16 protein-coding genes are annotated in these 16,953 nt (G+C 60.6%); 14 read left to right on the forward strand and 2 right to left on the reverse strand.

The window, feature by feature from the left end; translation table 11 throughout:
• The first annotated feature begins 62 nt into the window (after positions 1-62).
• The 6 genes from plsX (at position 63) to GKZ68_RS09025 (ending at position 5,232) form a co-directional block, all read left to right on the forward strand.
• Complete coding sequence (plsX, locus tag GKZ68_RS09000) at positions 63-1,004, forward strand: phosphate acyltransferase PlsX (protein WP_173113470.1); 942 nt, start codon at positions 63-65, stop codon at positions 1,002-1,004.
• A 57-nt stretch (positions 1,005-1,061) separates the two neighbouring features.
• Entirely contained in the window at positions 1,062-2,054 is a 993-nt protein-coding gene (locus tag GKZ68_RS09005; protein WP_173113472.1) for a beta-ketoacyl-ACP synthase III, read from the forward strand.
• A gap of 92 nt (positions 2,055-2,146) precedes the next feature.
• On the forward strand, positions 2,147-2,710 hold the full coding sequence (gene efp, locus GKZ68_RS09010; RefSeq protein ID WP_173113474.1) for an elongation factor P: 564 nt from the start codon (positions 2,147-2,149) through the stop codon (positions 2,708-2,710).
• 138 nt (positions 2,711-2,848) lie between these two features.
• The gene (gene accB / locus GKZ68_RS09015; RefSeq protein WP_173118320.1) at positions 2,849-3,337 is read left to right on the forward strand and encodes an acetyl-CoA carboxylase biotin carboxyl carrier protein; all 489 of its coding nucleotides are present in this window, start codon (positions 2,849-2,851) and stop codon (positions 3,335-3,337) included.
• Between the two features lie 176 nt (positions 3,338-3,513).
• Positions 3,514-4,857, forward strand: coding sequence for an acetyl-CoA carboxylase biotin carboxylase subunit (gene accC, locus GKZ68_RS09020; protein ID WP_173113477.1), 1,344 nt, complete (start codon positions 3,514-3,516; stop codon positions 4,855-4,857).
• 69 nt (positions 4,858-4,926) lie between these two features.
• A complete protein-coding gene (locus GKZ68_RS09025; protein ID WP_173113480.1) occupies positions 4,927-5,232 on the forward strand; it encodes a hypothetical protein in 306 nt (101 codons plus the stop codon).
• A gap of 58 nt (positions 5,233-5,290) precedes the next feature.
• Here GKZ68_RS09025 and ffh read toward each other — a convergent pair whose 3' ends face one another.
• The gene (gene ffh, locus GKZ68_RS09030) at positions 5,291-6,658 is read right to left on the reverse strand and encodes a signal recognition particle protein (protein WP_173113482.1); all 1,368 of its coding nucleotides are present in this window, start codon (positions 6,656-6,658) and stop codon (positions 5,291-5,293) included.
• Positions 6,659-6,877: 219 nt separating this feature from the next.
• Here ffh and GKZ68_RS09035 point away from each other — a divergent pair, with 219 nt between their 5' ends.
• Genes GKZ68_RS09035 through GKZ68_RS09060 form a run of 6 tightly spaced genes read left to right on the forward strand, consistent with a single transcriptional unit; the run spans position 6,878 to position 12,964 of the window.
• Positions 6,878-8,215, forward strand: coding sequence for a glycosyltransferase family 4 protein (locus GKZ68_RS09035; RefSeq protein WP_254244232.1), 1,338 nt, complete (start codon positions 6,878-6,880; stop codon positions 8,213-8,215).
• 54 nt (positions 8,216-8,269) lie between these two features.
• Complete coding sequence (pseB, locus tag GKZ68_RS09040) at positions 8,270-9,292, forward strand: UDP-N-acetylglucosamine 4,6-dehydratase (inverting) (protein ID WP_173113485.1); 1,023 nt, start codon at positions 8,270-8,272, stop codon at positions 9,290-9,292.
• Positions 9,293-9,322: 30 nt separating this feature from the next.
• Positions 9,323-10,504, forward strand: a complete 1,182-nt coding sequence (gene pseC / locus GKZ68_RS09045) for a UDP-4-amino-4,6-dideoxy-N-acetyl-beta-L-altrosamine transaminase (protein ID WP_173113488.1) — start codon at positions 9,323-9,325, stop codon at positions 10,502-10,504.
• Positions 10,501-11,409, forward strand: coding sequence for an aldo/keto reductase (locus GKZ68_RS09050; RefSeq protein ID WP_173113491.1), 909 nt, complete (start codon positions 10,501-10,503; stop codon positions 11,407-11,409). Before pseC ends, GKZ68_RS09050 begins: the two co-directional genes overlap by 4 nt.
• Positions 11,391-12,197, forward strand: coding sequence for an SDR family oxidoreductase (locus GKZ68_RS09055; protein WP_173113494.1), 807 nt, complete (start codon positions 11,391-11,393; stop codon positions 12,195-12,197). Before GKZ68_RS09050 ends, GKZ68_RS09055 begins: the two co-directional genes overlap by 19 nt.
• A 14-nt stretch (positions 12,198-12,211) precedes the next feature.
• On the forward strand, positions 12,212-12,964 hold the full coding sequence (locus GKZ68_RS09060) for a glycosyltransferase family protein (protein WP_173113497.1): 753 nt from the start codon (positions 12,212-12,214) through the stop codon (positions 12,962-12,964).
• Here GKZ68_RS09060 and GKZ68_RS09065 read toward each other — a convergent pair.
• Positions 12,961-15,261, reverse strand: coding sequence for a gliding motility-associated C-terminal domain-containing protein (locus tag GKZ68_RS09065; RefSeq protein ID WP_173113499.1), 2,301 nt, complete (start codon positions 15,259-15,261; stop codon positions 12,961-12,963). The two genes, GKZ68_RS09060 and GKZ68_RS09065, sit on opposite strands and share 4 nt — an antisense overlap.
• 87 nt (positions 15,262-15,348) lie before the next feature.
• Here GKZ68_RS09065 and pseG point away from each other — a divergent pair, with 87 nt between their 5' ends.
• Positions 15,349-16,380: a UDP-2,4-diacetamido-2,4,6-trideoxy-beta-L-altropyranose hydrolase gene (pseG, locus tag GKZ68_RS09070; RefSeq protein WP_173113501.1), complete on the forward strand. Its 1,032-nt coding sequence runs from the start codon at positions 15,349-15,351 to the stop codon at positions 16,378-16,380.
• A 21-nt stretch (positions 16,381-16,401) separates the two neighbouring features.
• On the forward strand, positions 16,402-16,944 hold the full coding sequence (gene pseH / locus GKZ68_RS09075) for a UDP-4-amino-4,6-dideoxy-N-acetyl-beta-L-altrosamine N-acetyltransferase (RefSeq protein ID WP_173113503.1): 543 nt from the start codon (positions 16,402-16,404) through the stop codon (positions 16,942-16,944).
• The last annotated feature ends 9 nt before the right edge of the window (positions 16,945-16,953 follow it).

Here is a 16,953-nt window from a genome sequence, read left to right on the forward strand (position 1 = left end):
CCGGCCCGGTTTGGTTTCGCGCCCTGCGCTTTACTGGCTGACTCTCTACTTTATCCGCGTACATGAAAATTGCCCTCGACGCTATGGGCGGCGACTTTGCCCCCCAGGCCGCCGTGGCCGGTGCCGTGCTGGCCGCCCAGCGCCTGGCCGGCAAAGCCCAGGTTGTCCTTATCGGTCCCGAAGCTGAAATCCGCCCTTTGCTGCTCGAGCACGGCCCCAGCGCCACTACGCTCGAAATCGTGCCCGCCTCCCAGGTAATTGAGATGGGTGAGCACCCGACCAAAGCTTTCCAGCAAAAGCCGGACAGCAGCATTGCCGTGGGCTACCGCCTGCTGCACAGCGGCGAGGTCGATGCCTTTTGCTCGGCCGGCAATACCGGGGCCATGCTCGTGGGCGCCATGTTTACGGTGAAAGCCGTGCCCGGCGTGCTGCGCCCGGCCATCGCCAACTTCGTACCTAAGCTAGCCGGGGGCTACGGCATCCTGGTCGACGTGGGCGCCAATGCCGACTGCAAGCCCGAAATGCTGGAGCAGTTTGGCGAGCTGGGGTCGCTCTACGCGCAGTACGTGCTGGGCATCGAGCGGCCGAAAGTGGGCCTGATGAGCCTGGGCGAGGAAGAGGGCAAAGGCACGGTGACCACCCAGGCGGCGCACCAGCTGTTCAAAGTGAACCCGCACGTGCATTTTATCGGCAATATTGAGGGCCGCGACTTGTTTAATGACAAGGCCGACGTGATTGTGTGCGATGGCTACGTGGGCAACGTAATGCTGAAGATGGCCGAGTCGATGTACGATATCATGGTGGCCCGCAACCTCAACGACGAATTTTTTGAGAAAGTAAACTACGAAACCATTGGCGGCTCGCCCATCCTGGGTATCAACGACAACGCCATTATCGGCCACGGGGTAAGCACGCCCTTAGCCATTTGTAACATGCTGATGCAGGGCTACCAAATGGCGCAGTCGGGCATCGTGGACCAAATCAAAGACTCTTTCAAGTCCTGAGGCAAAAAGCCGGGCGTATGGCCGGGCTTTTTGCGTTTGGGTCGCACCTTTGCGCTCATGAAGATTACCGCCGCCATTACCGGAGTCGGAGGCTACGTGCCCGACTACGTGCTCACCAATCAGGAACTTACAACCCTGGTCGATACCACGGATGAATGGATTACTACGCGCACCGGCATCAAGGAGCGCCGCCTTTTGAAGGGCAAGGACCAGGGCTCGTCGGTAATGGGCATTAAGGCGGTGCAGCAGCTGCTGGAAAAAACCAACACCCGGCCTGAGGAGGTAGACCTGCTTATCTGCGCCACTGTAACGCCCGACATGCTGTTTCCGGCCACGGCCAATATCATTTCGGCGGGCTGCGGCATCACCAAGGCGTTCAGCTACGACATGAACGCGGCGTGCTCAAGCTTTCTGTATGCCCTAGCCACGGGCGCGCAGTTTATTCAGGGCGGAATGTATAAAAAGGTCGTTATCGTGGGCGCCGATAAGATGTCGGCCATCGTGGATTATACCGACCGGGCCAACTGCATCCTCTTCGGCGACGGCGCGGCGGCCGTGCTGCTGGAGCCCAACTACGAGGGCTTCGGGGTGCTCGACCAGGTGCTGTGCTCCGATGGTAGCGGCGAGGCCTTCCTGCACCAGAAAGCCGGCGGCAGCCGCCGCCCGCCCTCGGCCGAAACGATTGCCAACCGCGAGCACTTCATTTACCAGGAAGGCGCCACGGTGTTCAAATTTGCGGTAAAGAGCATGGCCGACGTGGCGGCGCAAGTAATGGCCCGCCAGCACCTTAGCCACGACGATATTGCCTGGCTGGTGCCCCACCAGGCCAACAAGCGCATCATCGATGCTACCGCCAACCGCATGGGCGTGGGTCCCGAAAAAGTAATGCTCAACATTCAGCGTTACGGCAACACCACCAGCGCCACCATTCCGCTCTGCCTCTGGGACTACGAAAAGCAGCTCCATAAAGGCGACAACCTGATTTTGGCGGCTTTCGGCGGCGGCTTCACCTGGGGCGCCATGCACGTAAAATGGGCGTACAATTCGTGAATTAAAAATGAGAAAATCAAAAATTACTGCATAAGTGATTTTTAATTTCCTCATTTTTAATTCTCTAGTTCTCTAATTTTTAACTCAACAAAATGGCTTCCACCGCCGACTTTCGCAACGGTCTCGTTCTCAACTACAACGGTGACCTGCACGTAATTACCGACTTTCAGCACGTAAAACCGGGCAAAGGCCCCGCCTTTGTGCGCACCAAGATGCGCAATATCAAGACGGGCCGCACCATCGACAACACCTTCAATGCGGGTGTGAAGGTCGAAACGGCCCGCGTGGAGCAGCGCCCGCACCAGTTTTTGTATAAGGACGACTACGGCTACACGTTCATGAATAAGGACGACTTTGAGCAGGTGGTGCTGCCCGAGGCTATGGTGCCCTTTGCCGACCTGATGAAAGAAGGCCAGGACGTAACCATCCTGTTCCACGCCGAAACCGAGCAGCCGCTCACCGCCGAGCTGCCTACTACTGTCGACCTGGTGGTGACCTACACCGAGCCCGGCCTGCGCGGCGATACCGCCACCAACACCCTGAAGCCGGCAACCGTAGAAACGGGTGCCCGCATCCAGGTGCCGCTATTTATCGACCAGGACACCAAAATCCGCATCAAGACCAGCGACTACTCCTACGTAGAGCGCGTGAAGTAAGAAAGCAGCGCGGGTTTATAGTTTGCCTATGGTACCTGTCTGTAGCCTACCCAGGCGCGGCCCCACTCAGCTCCCGCTACTTTATCAGCCCCGATGTCGAAAGAATCTCCCAAAAACCCGCCCAAAAAGGACGCTGCCATGAAAGCCAAAGAACTCCAGGAATTGCTCGACTTCATCGCCAAGTCGGGCCTCAATAAAGTAAATATTGAAACCGAAGAGTTTAAAATCTCGGTGCAGCGCGAGCCTTCGACCAAGCAGGTCGTGAGCATGGGTGCCCCCCTCGCGGCGCCCACGCCACAGCCCGTTGCGGCCCCGGTGGCTAGCCCAGCCCTGCCGCCCATTGCCCCGATGGCCACGGCCGGCGAAGCAGCCCCGGCGGCCAGCGCCGCCAGCCACACGCCCCTCAAGTCGCCGATGATTGGCACCTTTTACCGTAGCAGCGGCCCCGACTCGCCGGCCTTCGTGCAGGTGGGCGATACCGTGGAGAAAGGCCAGGTTATCTGCATTATCGAGGCCATGAAGCTATTCAATGAGATTGAGGCCGAGCAAGCTGGCCGCATCGTGAAAGTGCTCGTGGAAAACGCCACACCGGTGGAGTACGACCAGCCGTTGTTCCTGATTGAGTAGCGTTTTCTAAGTTTGTCTTACTCTTAAGCAGAACGTCATGCTGAGCTTGTCGAAGCATCTCTACCGCACCGCTTGTGGTTGTCTAACTAACAAAGCGGGAGAGATGCTTCGCCAAGCTCAGCATGACGTTCTTTTAGTTGCTTCCCACCTTCTCCTAGATTCCGCCACTCCTGGCTATGTTCAATAAAATCCTGATTGCCAACCGGGGCGAAATTGCCCTGCGCGTTATCCGTACCTGCCGCGAGATGGGCATCAAGACGGTGGCCGTGTACTCGACCGCCGATAAGGAAAGCCTGCACGTGCGCTTTGCCGACGAGGCCGTGTGCATCGGCCCCCCTAGCAGCCGCGACAGCTACCTCAACATTCCGACGCTCATCGCGGCGGCCGAGATTACCAACGCCGACGCCATTCACCCCGGCTACGGCTTCCTGAGCGAAAACGCGGAGTTCTCGCGCATTTGCGCCGAAAACGGCATCAAGTTTATCGGTGCTTCGCCCGAGATGATAAACCAGATGGGCGACAAGGCGACCGCCAAGGCCACCATGATTAAGGCCGGCGTGCCGGTGGTGCCCGGCTCGGTGGGGCTGCTGGAATCGGTGGAGCAGGGCAAGAAAATTGCCAATGAGATTAAGTACCCCGTTATTTTAAAAGCCACGGCTGGCGGCGGCGGGCGCGGCATGCGCATCATCAACGGCGACGACGAGTTTCAGAAAGCCTGGGACGACGCCCGCACCGAGTCGAAGGCTGCCTTCGGCAACGATGGCATGTACCTGGAGAAGTTTGTGGTGGAGCCCCGCCACATTGAAATCCAGATTTGCGGCGACCAGTTCGGCCACGTGTGCCACCTTTCGGAGCGCGACTGCTCCATCCAGCGCCGCCACCAGAAGCTCGTGGAGGAGGCCCCTAGCCCCTTCATGACCGACGACCTGCGCGAGCGCATGGGCGCGGCGGCCATCGCCGGCGCCTCGGCCATCGGCTACGAGGGCGTGGGCACCATCGAATTCCTGGTCGATGCCAACCGCGATTTCTACTTCATGGAAATGAATACCCGCATCCAGGTTGAGCACCCGGTAACTGAGGAAATTATTAATTATGACCTCATTAAGGAGCAAATTAAGGTAGCGGCAGGCATTCCGATTTCGGGCAAGAATTACTATCCCAAGATGCACGCCATGGAGTGCCGCATCAATGCCGAAGACCCGCGCAACGGCTTCCGCCCGGCGCCGGGCCGCATCACTACGCTGCACATCCCCGGCGGCCACGGCGTGCGCGTCGATACCCACGTGTACGCTGGCTACCAGATTCCGCCCAACTACGACTCCATGATTGCCAAGCTCATCACCGTGGCCCAAACCCGCGAGGAGTGCATCGTCAAAATGAAGCGTGCGTTAAGTGAATTCGTGGTCGAAGGCGTGAAAACGACCATCCCCTTCCACTTGGCCCTGATGGACAGTGAGGATTTCAAAGCCGGTAATTTCACGACCAAGTTTCTGGAGTCGTTTGATTTCTCGGTTGTGTAATTGACACGCTTTATTCACTCGGCCGTGCGCTCTTCTTTGGCTTACTGTTTTTTCGCTTTCATTACCGCATTGAGCGGCTGCTCGGCACCTTGCAATGGCCACATCGAGGCTTCGGTGCTGTATTTTAAACAGGCGCCGCAGGGCCAGTTGGCCTACGTGAATGTGCTGAACAAGCCCGACCTGGGTAGCCAGCAAACCTTGACGCGCGACGATAAGGAATACGGGACGTTTCCGCACGTTATCATTATCAACGACCCGGAAATGAAATTCAAGGGCCAGCGCACCATCTGCTTCGATGAGTTTTCCAAGCAGCCCTTGCCGCCCGATATTGACCTGCGGGAAAAAGACATTCCCCGCCTCCTGATTACCAAATAAAAAAGAAGCCCTAGCCGCTGACGCGGCTAGGGCTTCTTTTTTTGGGTTTGGGGCGGGCCTAGCGGCGGCCCATCATACCGCCCATGCCTTTCATGCCACCCATCATTTTGGCCATCTGGGCCATGCCGCCTTTGGTTTGGCTGAGCTTGTTCATCTGGCGCATCATTTTGCGCATGTCTTCAAACTGCTTCATTAGGGCATTTACCTGCTGAATATCAGTACCGGAACCGGCGGCCAGGCGGCGGCGGCGCGAACCGTTGATGAGGTCGGGCTGGGCGCGCTCCTGCTTGGTCATGCTCTTGATGATACTTTCTACGGGCTTGAAAGCGTCTTCGTCAATCTCCATGCCCTGCATCATTTTGGAGGCGCCCGGAATCATGCCTACCAGGTCCTTAAGGTTGCCCATTTTCTTGATTTGCTCAAGTTGGCCGAGGAAGTCGTTGAAGTCGAACTGGTTCTTGCGAATCTTGGCGTTGATGCGCTTGGCCTCGTCCTCGTCGAACTGCTGCTGGGCGCGCTCCACGAGCGAAATCACGTCGCCCATGCCCAAGATGCGCTGGGCCATCCGGTCGGGGTAGAAGAGGTCCAGCGCCTCCATTTTCTCGCCCGTTGAGATGAATTTGATAGGCTTTTCGACCACCGCCCGGATGCTGAGGGCCGCCCCGCCGCGGCTGTCGCCGTCGAGCTTGGTGAGCACCACGCCGTCGAAGTTGAGGCGGTCGTTGAAGGTTTTGGCGGTGTTGACGGCATCCTGGCCGGTCATCGAGTCCACCACAAACAGCGTTTCGCTAGGGTTGATGGCACGCTTCACGGCCTCGATTTCGCGCATCATCTGCTCGTCCACGGCCAGGCGGCCGGCGGTGTCGATGATGACTACTTTCTTGTTATTCTTCTTGGCGTAGGCAATGGCGTTCTGCGAAATCTCGACCGGGTTTTTGTTTTCCGGCTCCGAATACACTTCCACGCCAATCTGCTCGCCGAGTACCTTCAGCTGGTCGATGGCGGCGGGGCGGTACACGTCGCAGGCCACGAGCAGCACGGTGCGGTTCTGTTTCTTAATAAAGCTAGCCAGCTTGCCGGCGAAAGTCGTTTTGCCCGAGCCCTGCAGGCCCGAGAGCAGCACCACGGCCGGGTCGCCCTTAATGACGATGTCCTGCTTTTCGCCGCCCATGAGCTGGGTCAGCTCATCGTAGACGATTTTGACCATGAGCTGGCCGGGCGATACGGTCGTGAGCACGTCGCGGCCCATCGCCTCGTCCTTAATCTTGTCGGTTACTTCTTTGGCAACCTTGTAGTTAACGTCGGCATCGACCAGCGCCCGCCGGATTTCCTTGACGGTGGTGGCGACGTTGATTTCGGAGATAGAGCCCTGACCCTTGAGAGTCTTGATGGCTTTATCGAGCTTGGAGGAGAGGTTATCGAACATAAACCACAGATTAGCTTTGCTGAACTTCGTTTCAAACAGATTTAACGGATACGCCCGCTAACGCGGGCTGACTACGCGAGCGGGTTGAGCCCGTGGCCGTTGGCTATGGGGGCTTCCGATTGGCGGGCACCTGGCTAGCGGTATCCTAGCCTTCAAAGATACAACCGCGGCTGCCAAGGGCTTTGCGTAGCTTTGCCAACCCTCAAGCTGCCGTTTCCCGTGCCCCCAACTGCTCCGCCGCTCCGTCTGCTCGTCATCACCTATTACTGGCCGCCCTCGGGTGGGGCGGGCGTGCAGCGCTGCCTGAAATGGGTGAAGTATTTGCCCGAGCTAGGGGTCGAGCCGACCGTGATTACCGTCGATGCCGACCAGGCCACCTACCCGGTGCGCGACGAAAGCCTGCTGCGCGAGGTGCCGCCGGGCGTGCGCGTCATTCGCACGGCCACCCTGGAGCCGTTCGGGTCTTACCAGAAGCTCACCGGCCGCGCCGTGCCCCACGGCGGCTTTGCCAACGAAGGTACCCCTAGCCTTGCCCAGCAGGCCATGCGCTTCGTGCGGGGTAATTTATTTATTCCGGACCCGCGCCGGGGCTGGAATACCTATGCCCTGGCAGCGGTGGAAAAGCTGCTGGCGCAGGGCGAAAAATTCGACGCGGTGCTGACTTCGTCGCCGCCGCACTCAACCCAGCTCATGGGCTTGGAGCTACAAAAAAAGTACGGTCTGCACTGGCTAGCCGACCTGCGCGACCCCTGGACCGACATTTATTATACCAAGGACCTGCACCGCACGGCCGCCGCCGCCTGGCTCGATGCCCGCTACGAAAGCCAGGTGCTGCGCCGGGCCGATGCCGTGCTGGTGACTTCGCCCGAAACCGAGCGGCTGTTTCGCCGCAAGCTGCCCGACCTGGCCAAGGGCAAAATCGTGGTGCTGCCCAACGGCTACGATGAGCCTGATTTTCAAGGCGAATCGGCGCCGCCAGCCGACTGCCTGCGAATTACGCACACGGGTACTATCTCGGCGCGCTACCACATCTTACCCTTGCTGCAAGCCGTGGCCGACTGCGCCCGGCGCTACCCGGCCGTGCCGCTGCTGCTGCGCTTTGTGGGGCAGGTCGATGCCGGGGTGCGCGAGCAGGTGGCGGCCACCGGGCTAGCCGCAACTACGGAATTTATTCCGTTTGTACCGCACCAGGAATCGGTAGCTTATCTACTCAGCAGCAGCGTCTTGCTAATGGCCATCCCTGATGTGGCCCTGAACAAAGGTATTTTACCGGGGAAGGTATTTGAGTACCTGGCGGCCCGCAAGCCGGTGCTGTGCGTAGGGCCGGCCGGCTGCGATGCCGACGTAGTGCTGCGCGAAACCGGCGCCGGGCTAGCCCTGCCTTATGATGATTATGAGCTGATGCGCAGCACCTTGGAGGCGCTGGCGCAGCGCTGGCAGCGAAGCCCCAACCTCGACCTGCCCGCTAGCCCCGCGGTGGCCCGCTACTCGCGGCGCGGGCAAGCCACGCGGCTAGCCGAGCTGGTGCGGGCCGCCAGCCTGTTAAAAAGGTCTTAGTACTGCGCCAACGCGGTGAGACGTATTTTTGTGGTTTCAATCTGAAGTAGTTTCATGGCCCTCAACCTCAACGGCAAGTCTTTGCTCATCACCGGTGGCACCGGCTCGTTTGGTAAGCAGTTTGTGCGCACCATATTTAAGTTGTATCCGGGCGTGCGCCGGCTCATCGTATTCTCGCGCGACGAGCTGAAGCAGTACGAGATGAGCCAGGAATTTCCGCACAGCCAGTACCCGGCCATCCGGTTTTTTATCGGCGACGTGCGCGACAGCGAGCGCCTGCACCGCGCCTGCGAAGGTGTCGATATCATCATTCATGCCGCGGCGCTCAAACAGGTGCCCGCCGCCGAGTATAACCCGATGGAGTGCATCAAAACCAATATTTTCGGGGCCGAGAATGTGGTAAATGCGGCCCTCGACTGCGGCGTGAAAGACGTGGTGGCTTTGAGCACCGACAAGGCCGCCGCGCCCATCAACCTCTACGGCGCCACCAAGCTATGCTCGGACAAGCTGTTTGTGGCGGCCAATAACATGAAAGGGGCCCGGGACTTGCGCCTGTCGGTGGTGCGCTACGGCAACGTAATCGGCTCGCGCGGGTCGGTGGTGCCGTTTTTTTTGCAGCAGCGGCACACGGGCGTGCTGCCCATCACCCACCCCGACATGACGCGCTTCAACATCTCGCTCGAGGAAGGCGTGGATTTGGTACTGTACGCGCTGGAGCACTCGTGGGGCGGCGAGATTTTCGTACCCAAAATCCCGTCGTATAAAATCACGGAGGTGGCCCGCGCCATCGGGCCCGACTGCGAGCAGCGCATCGTGGGCATCCGGCCCGGCGAAAAGCTGCACGAGGAAATGATAACCCAGACCGACGCGATGAGCACGGTGGAGCTCGACCGCTACTACGTCATTCTGCCCACCACCTCGCCCGGCTGGCGCGAAGAAGAATTCATTAAGCATTTCAATGCCAAGCGGGTGGCTACCGATTTTCACTACGATTCGGCCAACAACAGTGAGTGGTTGAGCGCCGAGCAGATTCGAAAAGAAATCCGGCTGCACGTCGATGCCAATTTTGAAGTCTAGCAGCGTATTTGACCAATTTCGCTTTTGAGCGTGGAAAATCCTCCAACCCATCCGCTGCCCTATGGCCGCCAGCACATTACCGATGCCGACGTGGCGGCGGTAGTAGCCACGCTGCGCGCCGATTTTCTAACCCAGGGCCCGCGCGTGGCTGAGTTTGAGGCACAGTTTGCCGCCTATGTGGGGGCTAGCCACGCCGTGGCGGTGAGCAACGGCACGGCCGCCCTGCATCTGTGCGCGCTGGCCTTGGGCGTGCAGCCGGGCCAGCGGGTTATCACCACGCCCATCACGTTTGCGGCTTCGGCCAACTGCGTGCGCTACTGCGGCGGCGAAGTACACTTTGCTGATATCGACCCCGCAACGGGGCTGCTCGATTTAGTCAAAGTCAGGGAACTGCTCGAAGCCCATCCGAAAGGCTATTTCACGGGGCTGATTCCAGTTGATTTTGCCGGGCTGGCCGTCAATCTGGAAGAAGCCCGCGCGCTGGCCGACGAGTTTGGTCTCTGGATAATCGAGGATGCCTGCCACGCGCCGGGCGGCTATTTTGTGGATAAGCAAGGCGAAAAGCGTTTTTGCGGCAGTGGGCAGCTGGCGGAGCTGGCTATTTTCAGCTTTCACCCCGTCAAGCACATTGCCACCGGCGAGGGCGGCATGATAACCACCAACGACGAAGTACTGGCCCGCCACCTGCGCCGCCTGCGCACCCACGGCATCGAGCGCGAAGCCACCGGCCTGCTGCGCCAGGACGAGGGCGGCTGGTACATGGAAATGCAGGAGCTAGGCTACAACTACCGCATCTCCGACATTCTGTGCGCGCTGGGCAGCAGCCAGCTGGCTAGGGCCGATGAGGGCCTGGCCCGCCGCCGCCAGCTGGCGGCGCAGTACGATGATGCTTTTGCCACTACGCCGGGCGTGACGGTGCTAGCCCCCGGCCGGCTGGGTCACGCCTATCACTTGTACGTCATTCAGGTAGCCAATCGGCGGGGGCTGTACGAATTTTTGCGCACCAAAAACATTCTGGCGCAGGTTCATTACGTACCCGTGCACCGGATGCCTTATTACGAAAAGCTGGGCTGGCAGGCCGGCGACTTTCCGGCCGCCGAGGCCTATTACGCCCGCTGCCTGAGCCTGCCCCTCTACCCCACCCTCACCGATGCCGAGCAGGCCTACGTAGTGGGCTGCGTGCGGGAGTTCTTAACCCAGCCGGCCGCGTGAGCGCCGCTCACTCGCAGCCGGCCGCTTCGCCGGCCTTTAGCCAGCGCTTGGCATTGGGCACCGCACAATTTGGGCTAGCCTACGGCCTGAACAACGAGGCCGGCCAGCCCAGCCTGGCGGCCACGGCCGAGGTGCTGGCCGCGGCCCAGGCGGCCGGCCTCACGCTGCTCGACACGGCCGCCGCCTACGGCAACAGCGAGGCCCGGCTAGGCGAGCTAGTGGGCGGCAACCCGGCTTTCGAGCTGATAACCAAGCTGCCCGCCGGCCCGGCGGCGCAGGTGGCCCAGCACCTGGCCGAGGCGCTGGCCCGCCTGCGCCGCCCGCAGCTCTACGGGGTGCTGTTTCACGCCTTCGGGCCGCTGCAGGCCCAGCCCGATGCCTGGCGGGCGCTGCAAGCGGCGCGGGCGGCCGGGCAGGTGGCGCGCATTGGCGCGTCGCTCTATCATCCGCACGAGGCCGAGTGGCTGCTAGCCCAAGGCTGGGACCTGGACCTGGTGCAAGTACCCTACAACGTACTCGACCAGCGTTTTGCGGCGGTGCTGCCCCGGCTGGCGGCGCGCGGCGTGGAGGTGCACGTGCGCTCGGCCTTCTTACAAGGCCTGCTGCTACGCGAGCCCGCTAGCCTGCCTACGTTTTTTCAGCCGCTAGCCCCCAAAATCAAGCAGCTTCGCAACTTAACCGATGAGGCGGGCGTGCCGCTGCCGGCCGCGCTGCTACTGTTTGCGGCCTATGCGCCGGGCGTAGCAGGGGCAGTTATTGGCGTCGATTCAGTGGCCAATCTGCACGAAAACCTGGGTGCCGCCAGCTTTCTGGCTGCCGCCGAGAGCCTACGCCCGGCCCTGACCACGCTGGCCGAACCTACCGATACCTTTATTCTTCCCTACGCATGGCCGCCGCGCCCCTGACCGACGCTTTTTACCGCACCCTTTTCAACCTTTCCGGCCAGACCGTGCTGCTTACCGGCGGCTATGGGCACCTGGGCCAGGCTATCGCGGCGGGCCTGCTAGCCCACGGCGCCAGGGTGGTAGTACTGGGCCGCAGCCTGGAAAAATTCACCAAGATATTTGCTGAAAAACCTGATAACCTGCATTTTATTTTCTGCGACGTAGCTGAAACGGCTTCGGTGCAGGCGGCCTTTCGCCAGAGCTTCGACCTTTATGGGCCGCCCGGGGTGCTCATCAACAACGCTTTCTACAGCCGGGGCCAGCAGCCCGACGCACTGCCCGATGCCGACTTCGCGCTCGGCCTCGACGGCTCGGTAGGCACGGCCTACCGCTGCCTGCGCGAGGTGCTGCCCTACCTGCGGGCGGCGGGTGGCGGCAAAATCATTAACGTGGCCTCAATGTATGGCGTAGTAGCACCCGATTTTGGTGCCTATGCCGAAGCACCGCAGTTTCTCAATCCGCCGCACTACGGCGCCGGCAAGGCCGCCATGATTCAGCTAACCAAGTACTTCGCTTCGTACTTAGGCCCGGAAAATATTCAAGTAAACTGCGTGTCGCCGGGTGCTTTTCCCTCCGATAAAGTGCGCGAGCACGCCGGCTTTGAGGTTGAGCTGCGGCGGCGCATTCCGCTGGGCCGCGTGGGCGAGCCGCAGGACCTGGCGGGTGCGTTTGTATTCCTCAGTTCGGCCGCCTCAAATTTCGTAACCGGCCACAACCTCATAGTGGATGGCGGCTGGACCATTCGCTAAGTATCTTCTACCCAATGGTTTCTGCACCTGCGCGCGTAGTGGCGCTTATTCAGGCCCGGCTAGGGTCGTCGCGCCTGCCGGGCAAGTCGCGCCTGCCGCTGCCACTCGGCGCGACAGGCGACGAGCATACCTTGCTGGGCCACGTAGTGCGCCGGGCGCAGCGGGCCAGGTTGGTTAATGAAGTGCTATTGGCCACCTCTACGCAGGCCCCCGACAGTGAGCTAGCCGCGCTAGCCAGCCGGCTGGGCATCAGCGCTTTTCGGGGCGATGAGCACGACGTACTGGGCCGTTTTGCCGGGGCGCTTGCCCAGGCCGGGCCCGCCGACGTGGTAGTGCGCCTCACGGCCGACAATCCGGCCCTCGACCCGGTCTTTCTGGATGCGGCAGTGGCTCACCACCTAGCCACCGGGGCCGACTACACCCACACTACGGGCCTGCCGCTGGGTACCAATCTGGAAATTATCAGTGCCGAAGCGTTGCGCCGGGCCCACGCCGAAGCTACCCAGCCTGACGAGCGCGAGCACGTGACGCCCTACCTGCGCCGCCACCCCGCGCTGTTTCGGCTCGAAGCGCTACCGCTGGCCGTGGAGCCCGCCGTGGCTGCCCTGCGCCTCACCATCGACTACCCGAGCGACTACGCCCTGCTGAGCTTGTTATTCAGCACGCTAGGCCCCGATTTTTCGCTAACCGACCCGGCTGGGCTGCCCACACTGCTGGCCAGCCACCCGTGGCTGGCCGCCATTAACGGCGCCAACGTGCAGCGCTAGCTACCGCGCTGCACCTCAACCCAGCCCCGGTAGCGCTCGCCGGTAGCCTCGTTGCTAAGCAAATAGTAGTACATGCCGCCGGCCTGCCCGGTAGCGTTCCAGCCATTGTCGTAGCGTGCCTGGTCGTATACCTGCCTACCCCAACGGTCAAATACGCTCAGGTGCCAGTCGCTGGGCGTGAGGCCTTTGAGGGTGAAGAACTCGTTCTGCGCGTCGCCGTTGGGCGTGATGATGTTGGGGATAATAATAGGACAGCTAGCGGCGGTGGCTACCCGCGTGGCGCTGGTCGGGCAGCTGGTAGCGGTGGCCCGCACCTGCACCGAGTACTGGCCCGGCCCGTGGGCCAGGTAGGTAGGCGCCGTAGAGCCGTCTTGCCAGCTATAGAGCGTCCCAGCCGGCTGCGGAGTAGTACGCAGAATCCATACCGCATTGGGGCACACCAGGGTATCGGCGCCCAGGCTTACTACCGGCGGCTGCCCCAGCTGCACCCGGCTGGAGGCCGTGGCTGTGCAGCCCTGCGGCGTAGTTACGCGCACCGTATAGATACCGCTGGCCTGTGCCAGGTAAGTGGCGCTGGTGCTGCCATCCTGCCAGCGGTAAGTGCTGCCCGCAAGCTGGGTTCCCGGCCGCAGTAACACAGAAGCCGCGCACACGGCGGTATCAGCTGGCAAACGCGGCGTGAGCAACGCGTTGAGTATTACCCGTATCGAGTCAGCACTCGTACAGCCGGCCGCCGAGGTTACGGCTACCCGATAGCGGCCACTAGCCCGGGCCAGGTAAGTGGCACTCGTGCTTCCATCCTGCCAGCGATAGGTACTACCCGCGAGCTGGGCTCCTACGGACAATTGTAATTGAGTACCGCACAGCGTAGTATCGCGCCCCAAACGCACGGCAGGTAACGGGGCTACCGTCACGGCTTGGGTACTGGTAACAGGTGCGGTCAAACCAGCTATGCTCACCGAAAGCGTCACCTGATAGGTGCCGGGGCTTGTGTAGATATGACTTGGCGTAAAGCCCGACCCTGAGTTGGCACTGCCCGAAGCAGGGTCGCCAAAGTTCCAGGTTGCTACTGCGCTGCTCACGGCGGGCTGCACTGTCCCGGTAAAAGCTACGGCCGAGCCGACACAACTGGCATTGCTGGTGAAGGAGGCAACGTACGTTACGGGAATAGCTCGAATACTCTGATAGTTAGGCAAGCCTATCTGGCAGGCGGCGCCGTTTAGATTCACCCCATTGGCCCGAAAGCCGCAGCTAGGCCCCCGCACGTTCGGATTATCGATAACTGCCAGGTATGGGCTGTTAAATACCGAAACGTAGAGCTTGCCATCGGGACCGGTTTGAATAGCGCCCGCGTTGTTGGCCGTGGTAGCTATGCGCACGCCTGAGCTGGCAATGGCGGCTGCCGAGCCAGCCTGCAAGTCATACTGAAATACCCCCAGGCCATCGAGGTTAGTACCGTAGAGCAGGTGATTATCAGGCGAAAACTGTACGCCGTAGCTGCGATAAACCGATAAGAGCGGCACGTAATTAGACAGTTGCCCGGTAGCATTATCGAAGTCAAACAGTTCAAAATTCTGGTCCCGGATGCCTAAAGCAAGCTTCCGGTTGTCGGGCGACACGCGCATGTAGCCCACGGCATTCGCATTGTAGGTGGCCCCGCCGCCGCCGTTGTGCACGGCGCCAATAGAAGTCGCTACGGGCGTGGGCTGCAAGCCAGCCGCCGTCAGCAGATAGGCGTAAAATGTGTTGGTTTGCCAGCCGTGCACCAGCACCCAGGTATCGTGGCCGTTGGCATGGGGCACGGTAGTCAGCTTCTCGGTGAGGCGCACGGACGACACTTGTACCCGGCTCTGAATGGCTTCGCCCAGGCCGCCCTGGCGCGTCATATCCACTAGGCTGTATTTCAAGCCTCCTGCCAGCAGGTTTTCGGCCGCATCGAGTGAAAATACATAGTATTGCTGGGCATTGGCCTGGCTCTGCACAATCAGGGTACCTTGTGAGCACGAATTATGGCCACCGAGATTCGTGCCGTTTACCATCACCTGGTGATTGCTGTTCCAGAGGGTTTCGCTATTAGTATAGAATAACAGCCGGCCCGCCGCATCTGACACCGAAGCGCAGGCCTCATAGGTATTCATGGCACTGCCTCTGACAGCCACGGGCGCGCCCGTGGCAGGAAAATTTACTGCCGCGTTTGCGCCAAAATACCAGTTGGTGTTTTCCTTCTGGCCGAGGGCCGGTAAGTTTGCCCCCACCAACATCAGCAAGCTCAGAACTGAAAGTATTTGTTTTAGCATATGCTATAAGTAATAGTTCCGTCAAAGATAAAGCCTAGGTATTGAGCTAGCGATGCGTATTCCCAACCTATTTAAGGTCTATGGTTAATGACTGACTCCCGCTCCCGGCGCCTGGTTTTTCGAGCCGATGGCAACGCTACTATTGGCCTGGGGCATCTGGTACGCCTGCTGGCGCTGGCCGATATGCTGCGGGGCCTGGTCCCCGGCCTATTTATAGTGCGTGAGCCCACGGCGGCCGTGACTCAATTGGTTACGGAGGCCGGCTGGGCTATTCATGCCCTACCCGCCCAGGCTCTATCAGCCGAAGCTGATTGGCTAGCCACCAGCTTTTTATTACCCGGCGACGTGCTTGTACTCGATGGCTATGATTTTACCCTGGCTTATCAGCAGCGCCTGCGCCAGAGCGGCTGCGGCCTGGCCTACATCGACGACCTGCGAGCCTGGCCGGTGGTGGCCGATGTGCTCATCAACCACTCGCCGGGCGTGACGCCGGCCGACTACCAGGCCCCGGCTACCGCGCGGCTGTTGCTGGGGCCGGCCTTTTCGCTTCTGCGGCAGCCCTTTATAGCGGGCGCTGCGCTGCCCCAGGCTAGCGGCGACTTTACCAGTGCTCTGGTGTGCTTTGGCGGGGCCGACCCGCTGGGCCTAACGGCGCGCACCCTAGCGGCGCTACTTACGTTACCGCAGGTGCAGCGCATTGGGTTGCTAGTGGGGGCCGCGTTTGGGGGCGATGAGGCATTGCAAGTGGCAGCTCGCGCGCAGCCCGAGCGCGAAATCACCATCTACCGCAATCTTGGGGCGGCCGAATTAGTGGCCTTGCTGCAGGCGCACGCCGTGGCCGTAGTGCCGGCCAGCACAGTGCTTATTGAGGCGCTGGTACTGGGCCGGCCAGCCTTCACCGGCTATTACGCCGACAATCAACAGGCACTAGCTAGCTACGTGCACGCGCACCAACAGGCCTTTTCAGTAGGAAACTTTGCCGACCTTGCGCCTAGCCAGCTAGCGGTAGCCCTGCGCCAGGGACTAGCTTGGCTAGTTACGCAGCCCCGCCAGCCTTACGTAGCCCAGCTGCGGCCCGATTTGTTGCGAGCCGAAATCCAGCATTTACTCGCCCGCTAGCCTCCTTTATTTTCATTTTCCATGATTACCGACCTGCTCCGTCCCCTCGGCCCCGACGATTTAGAACTGGTGCGTACTTGGCGCAATTCGCCGGCCGTGGCGCAGTATATGTACACCGCCGACCCCATCTCCGCCGAGCAGCAGCAGGCCTGGTACGCCCGCATCAGCCAAGACCCAACGGTGCAATACTGGCTTATTTACTACCAGGACCGGCCGGTGGGCGTGGCTAACCTCTACGCTATCAGCCAGCGAAACCGCTCCTGTTATTGGGCTTTTTACCTGGGCGAGGAAAACCTGCACGGCAGCGGCATCGGGGCCAAAGTAGAGCTTGCCGTGCTAGAATACGTGTTTGAAGAGCTGAAGCTCAATAAATTGGCTTGTGAGGTTTTCGTGACCAACGAGAAGGTGGTGGCCATGCACGAGAAATTCGGCTTTCGGCGCGAGGCTTATTTCCGCCAGCATATTTACAAAGACAAGCAGTTTATCGATGTAGTGGGGCTAGCCATGCTGCGGCGCGAGTGGCAGCAGGTGCGCGATTCACTGCGCCCCCGCCCGCGTGGCTAGCCCTAACTT

It is taken from the genome of Hymenobacter sp. BRD128 (genome assembly GCF_013256625.1).
Classification (GTDB): domain Bacteria; phylum Bacteroidota; class Bacteroidia; order Cytophagales; family Hymenobacteraceae; genus Hymenobacter.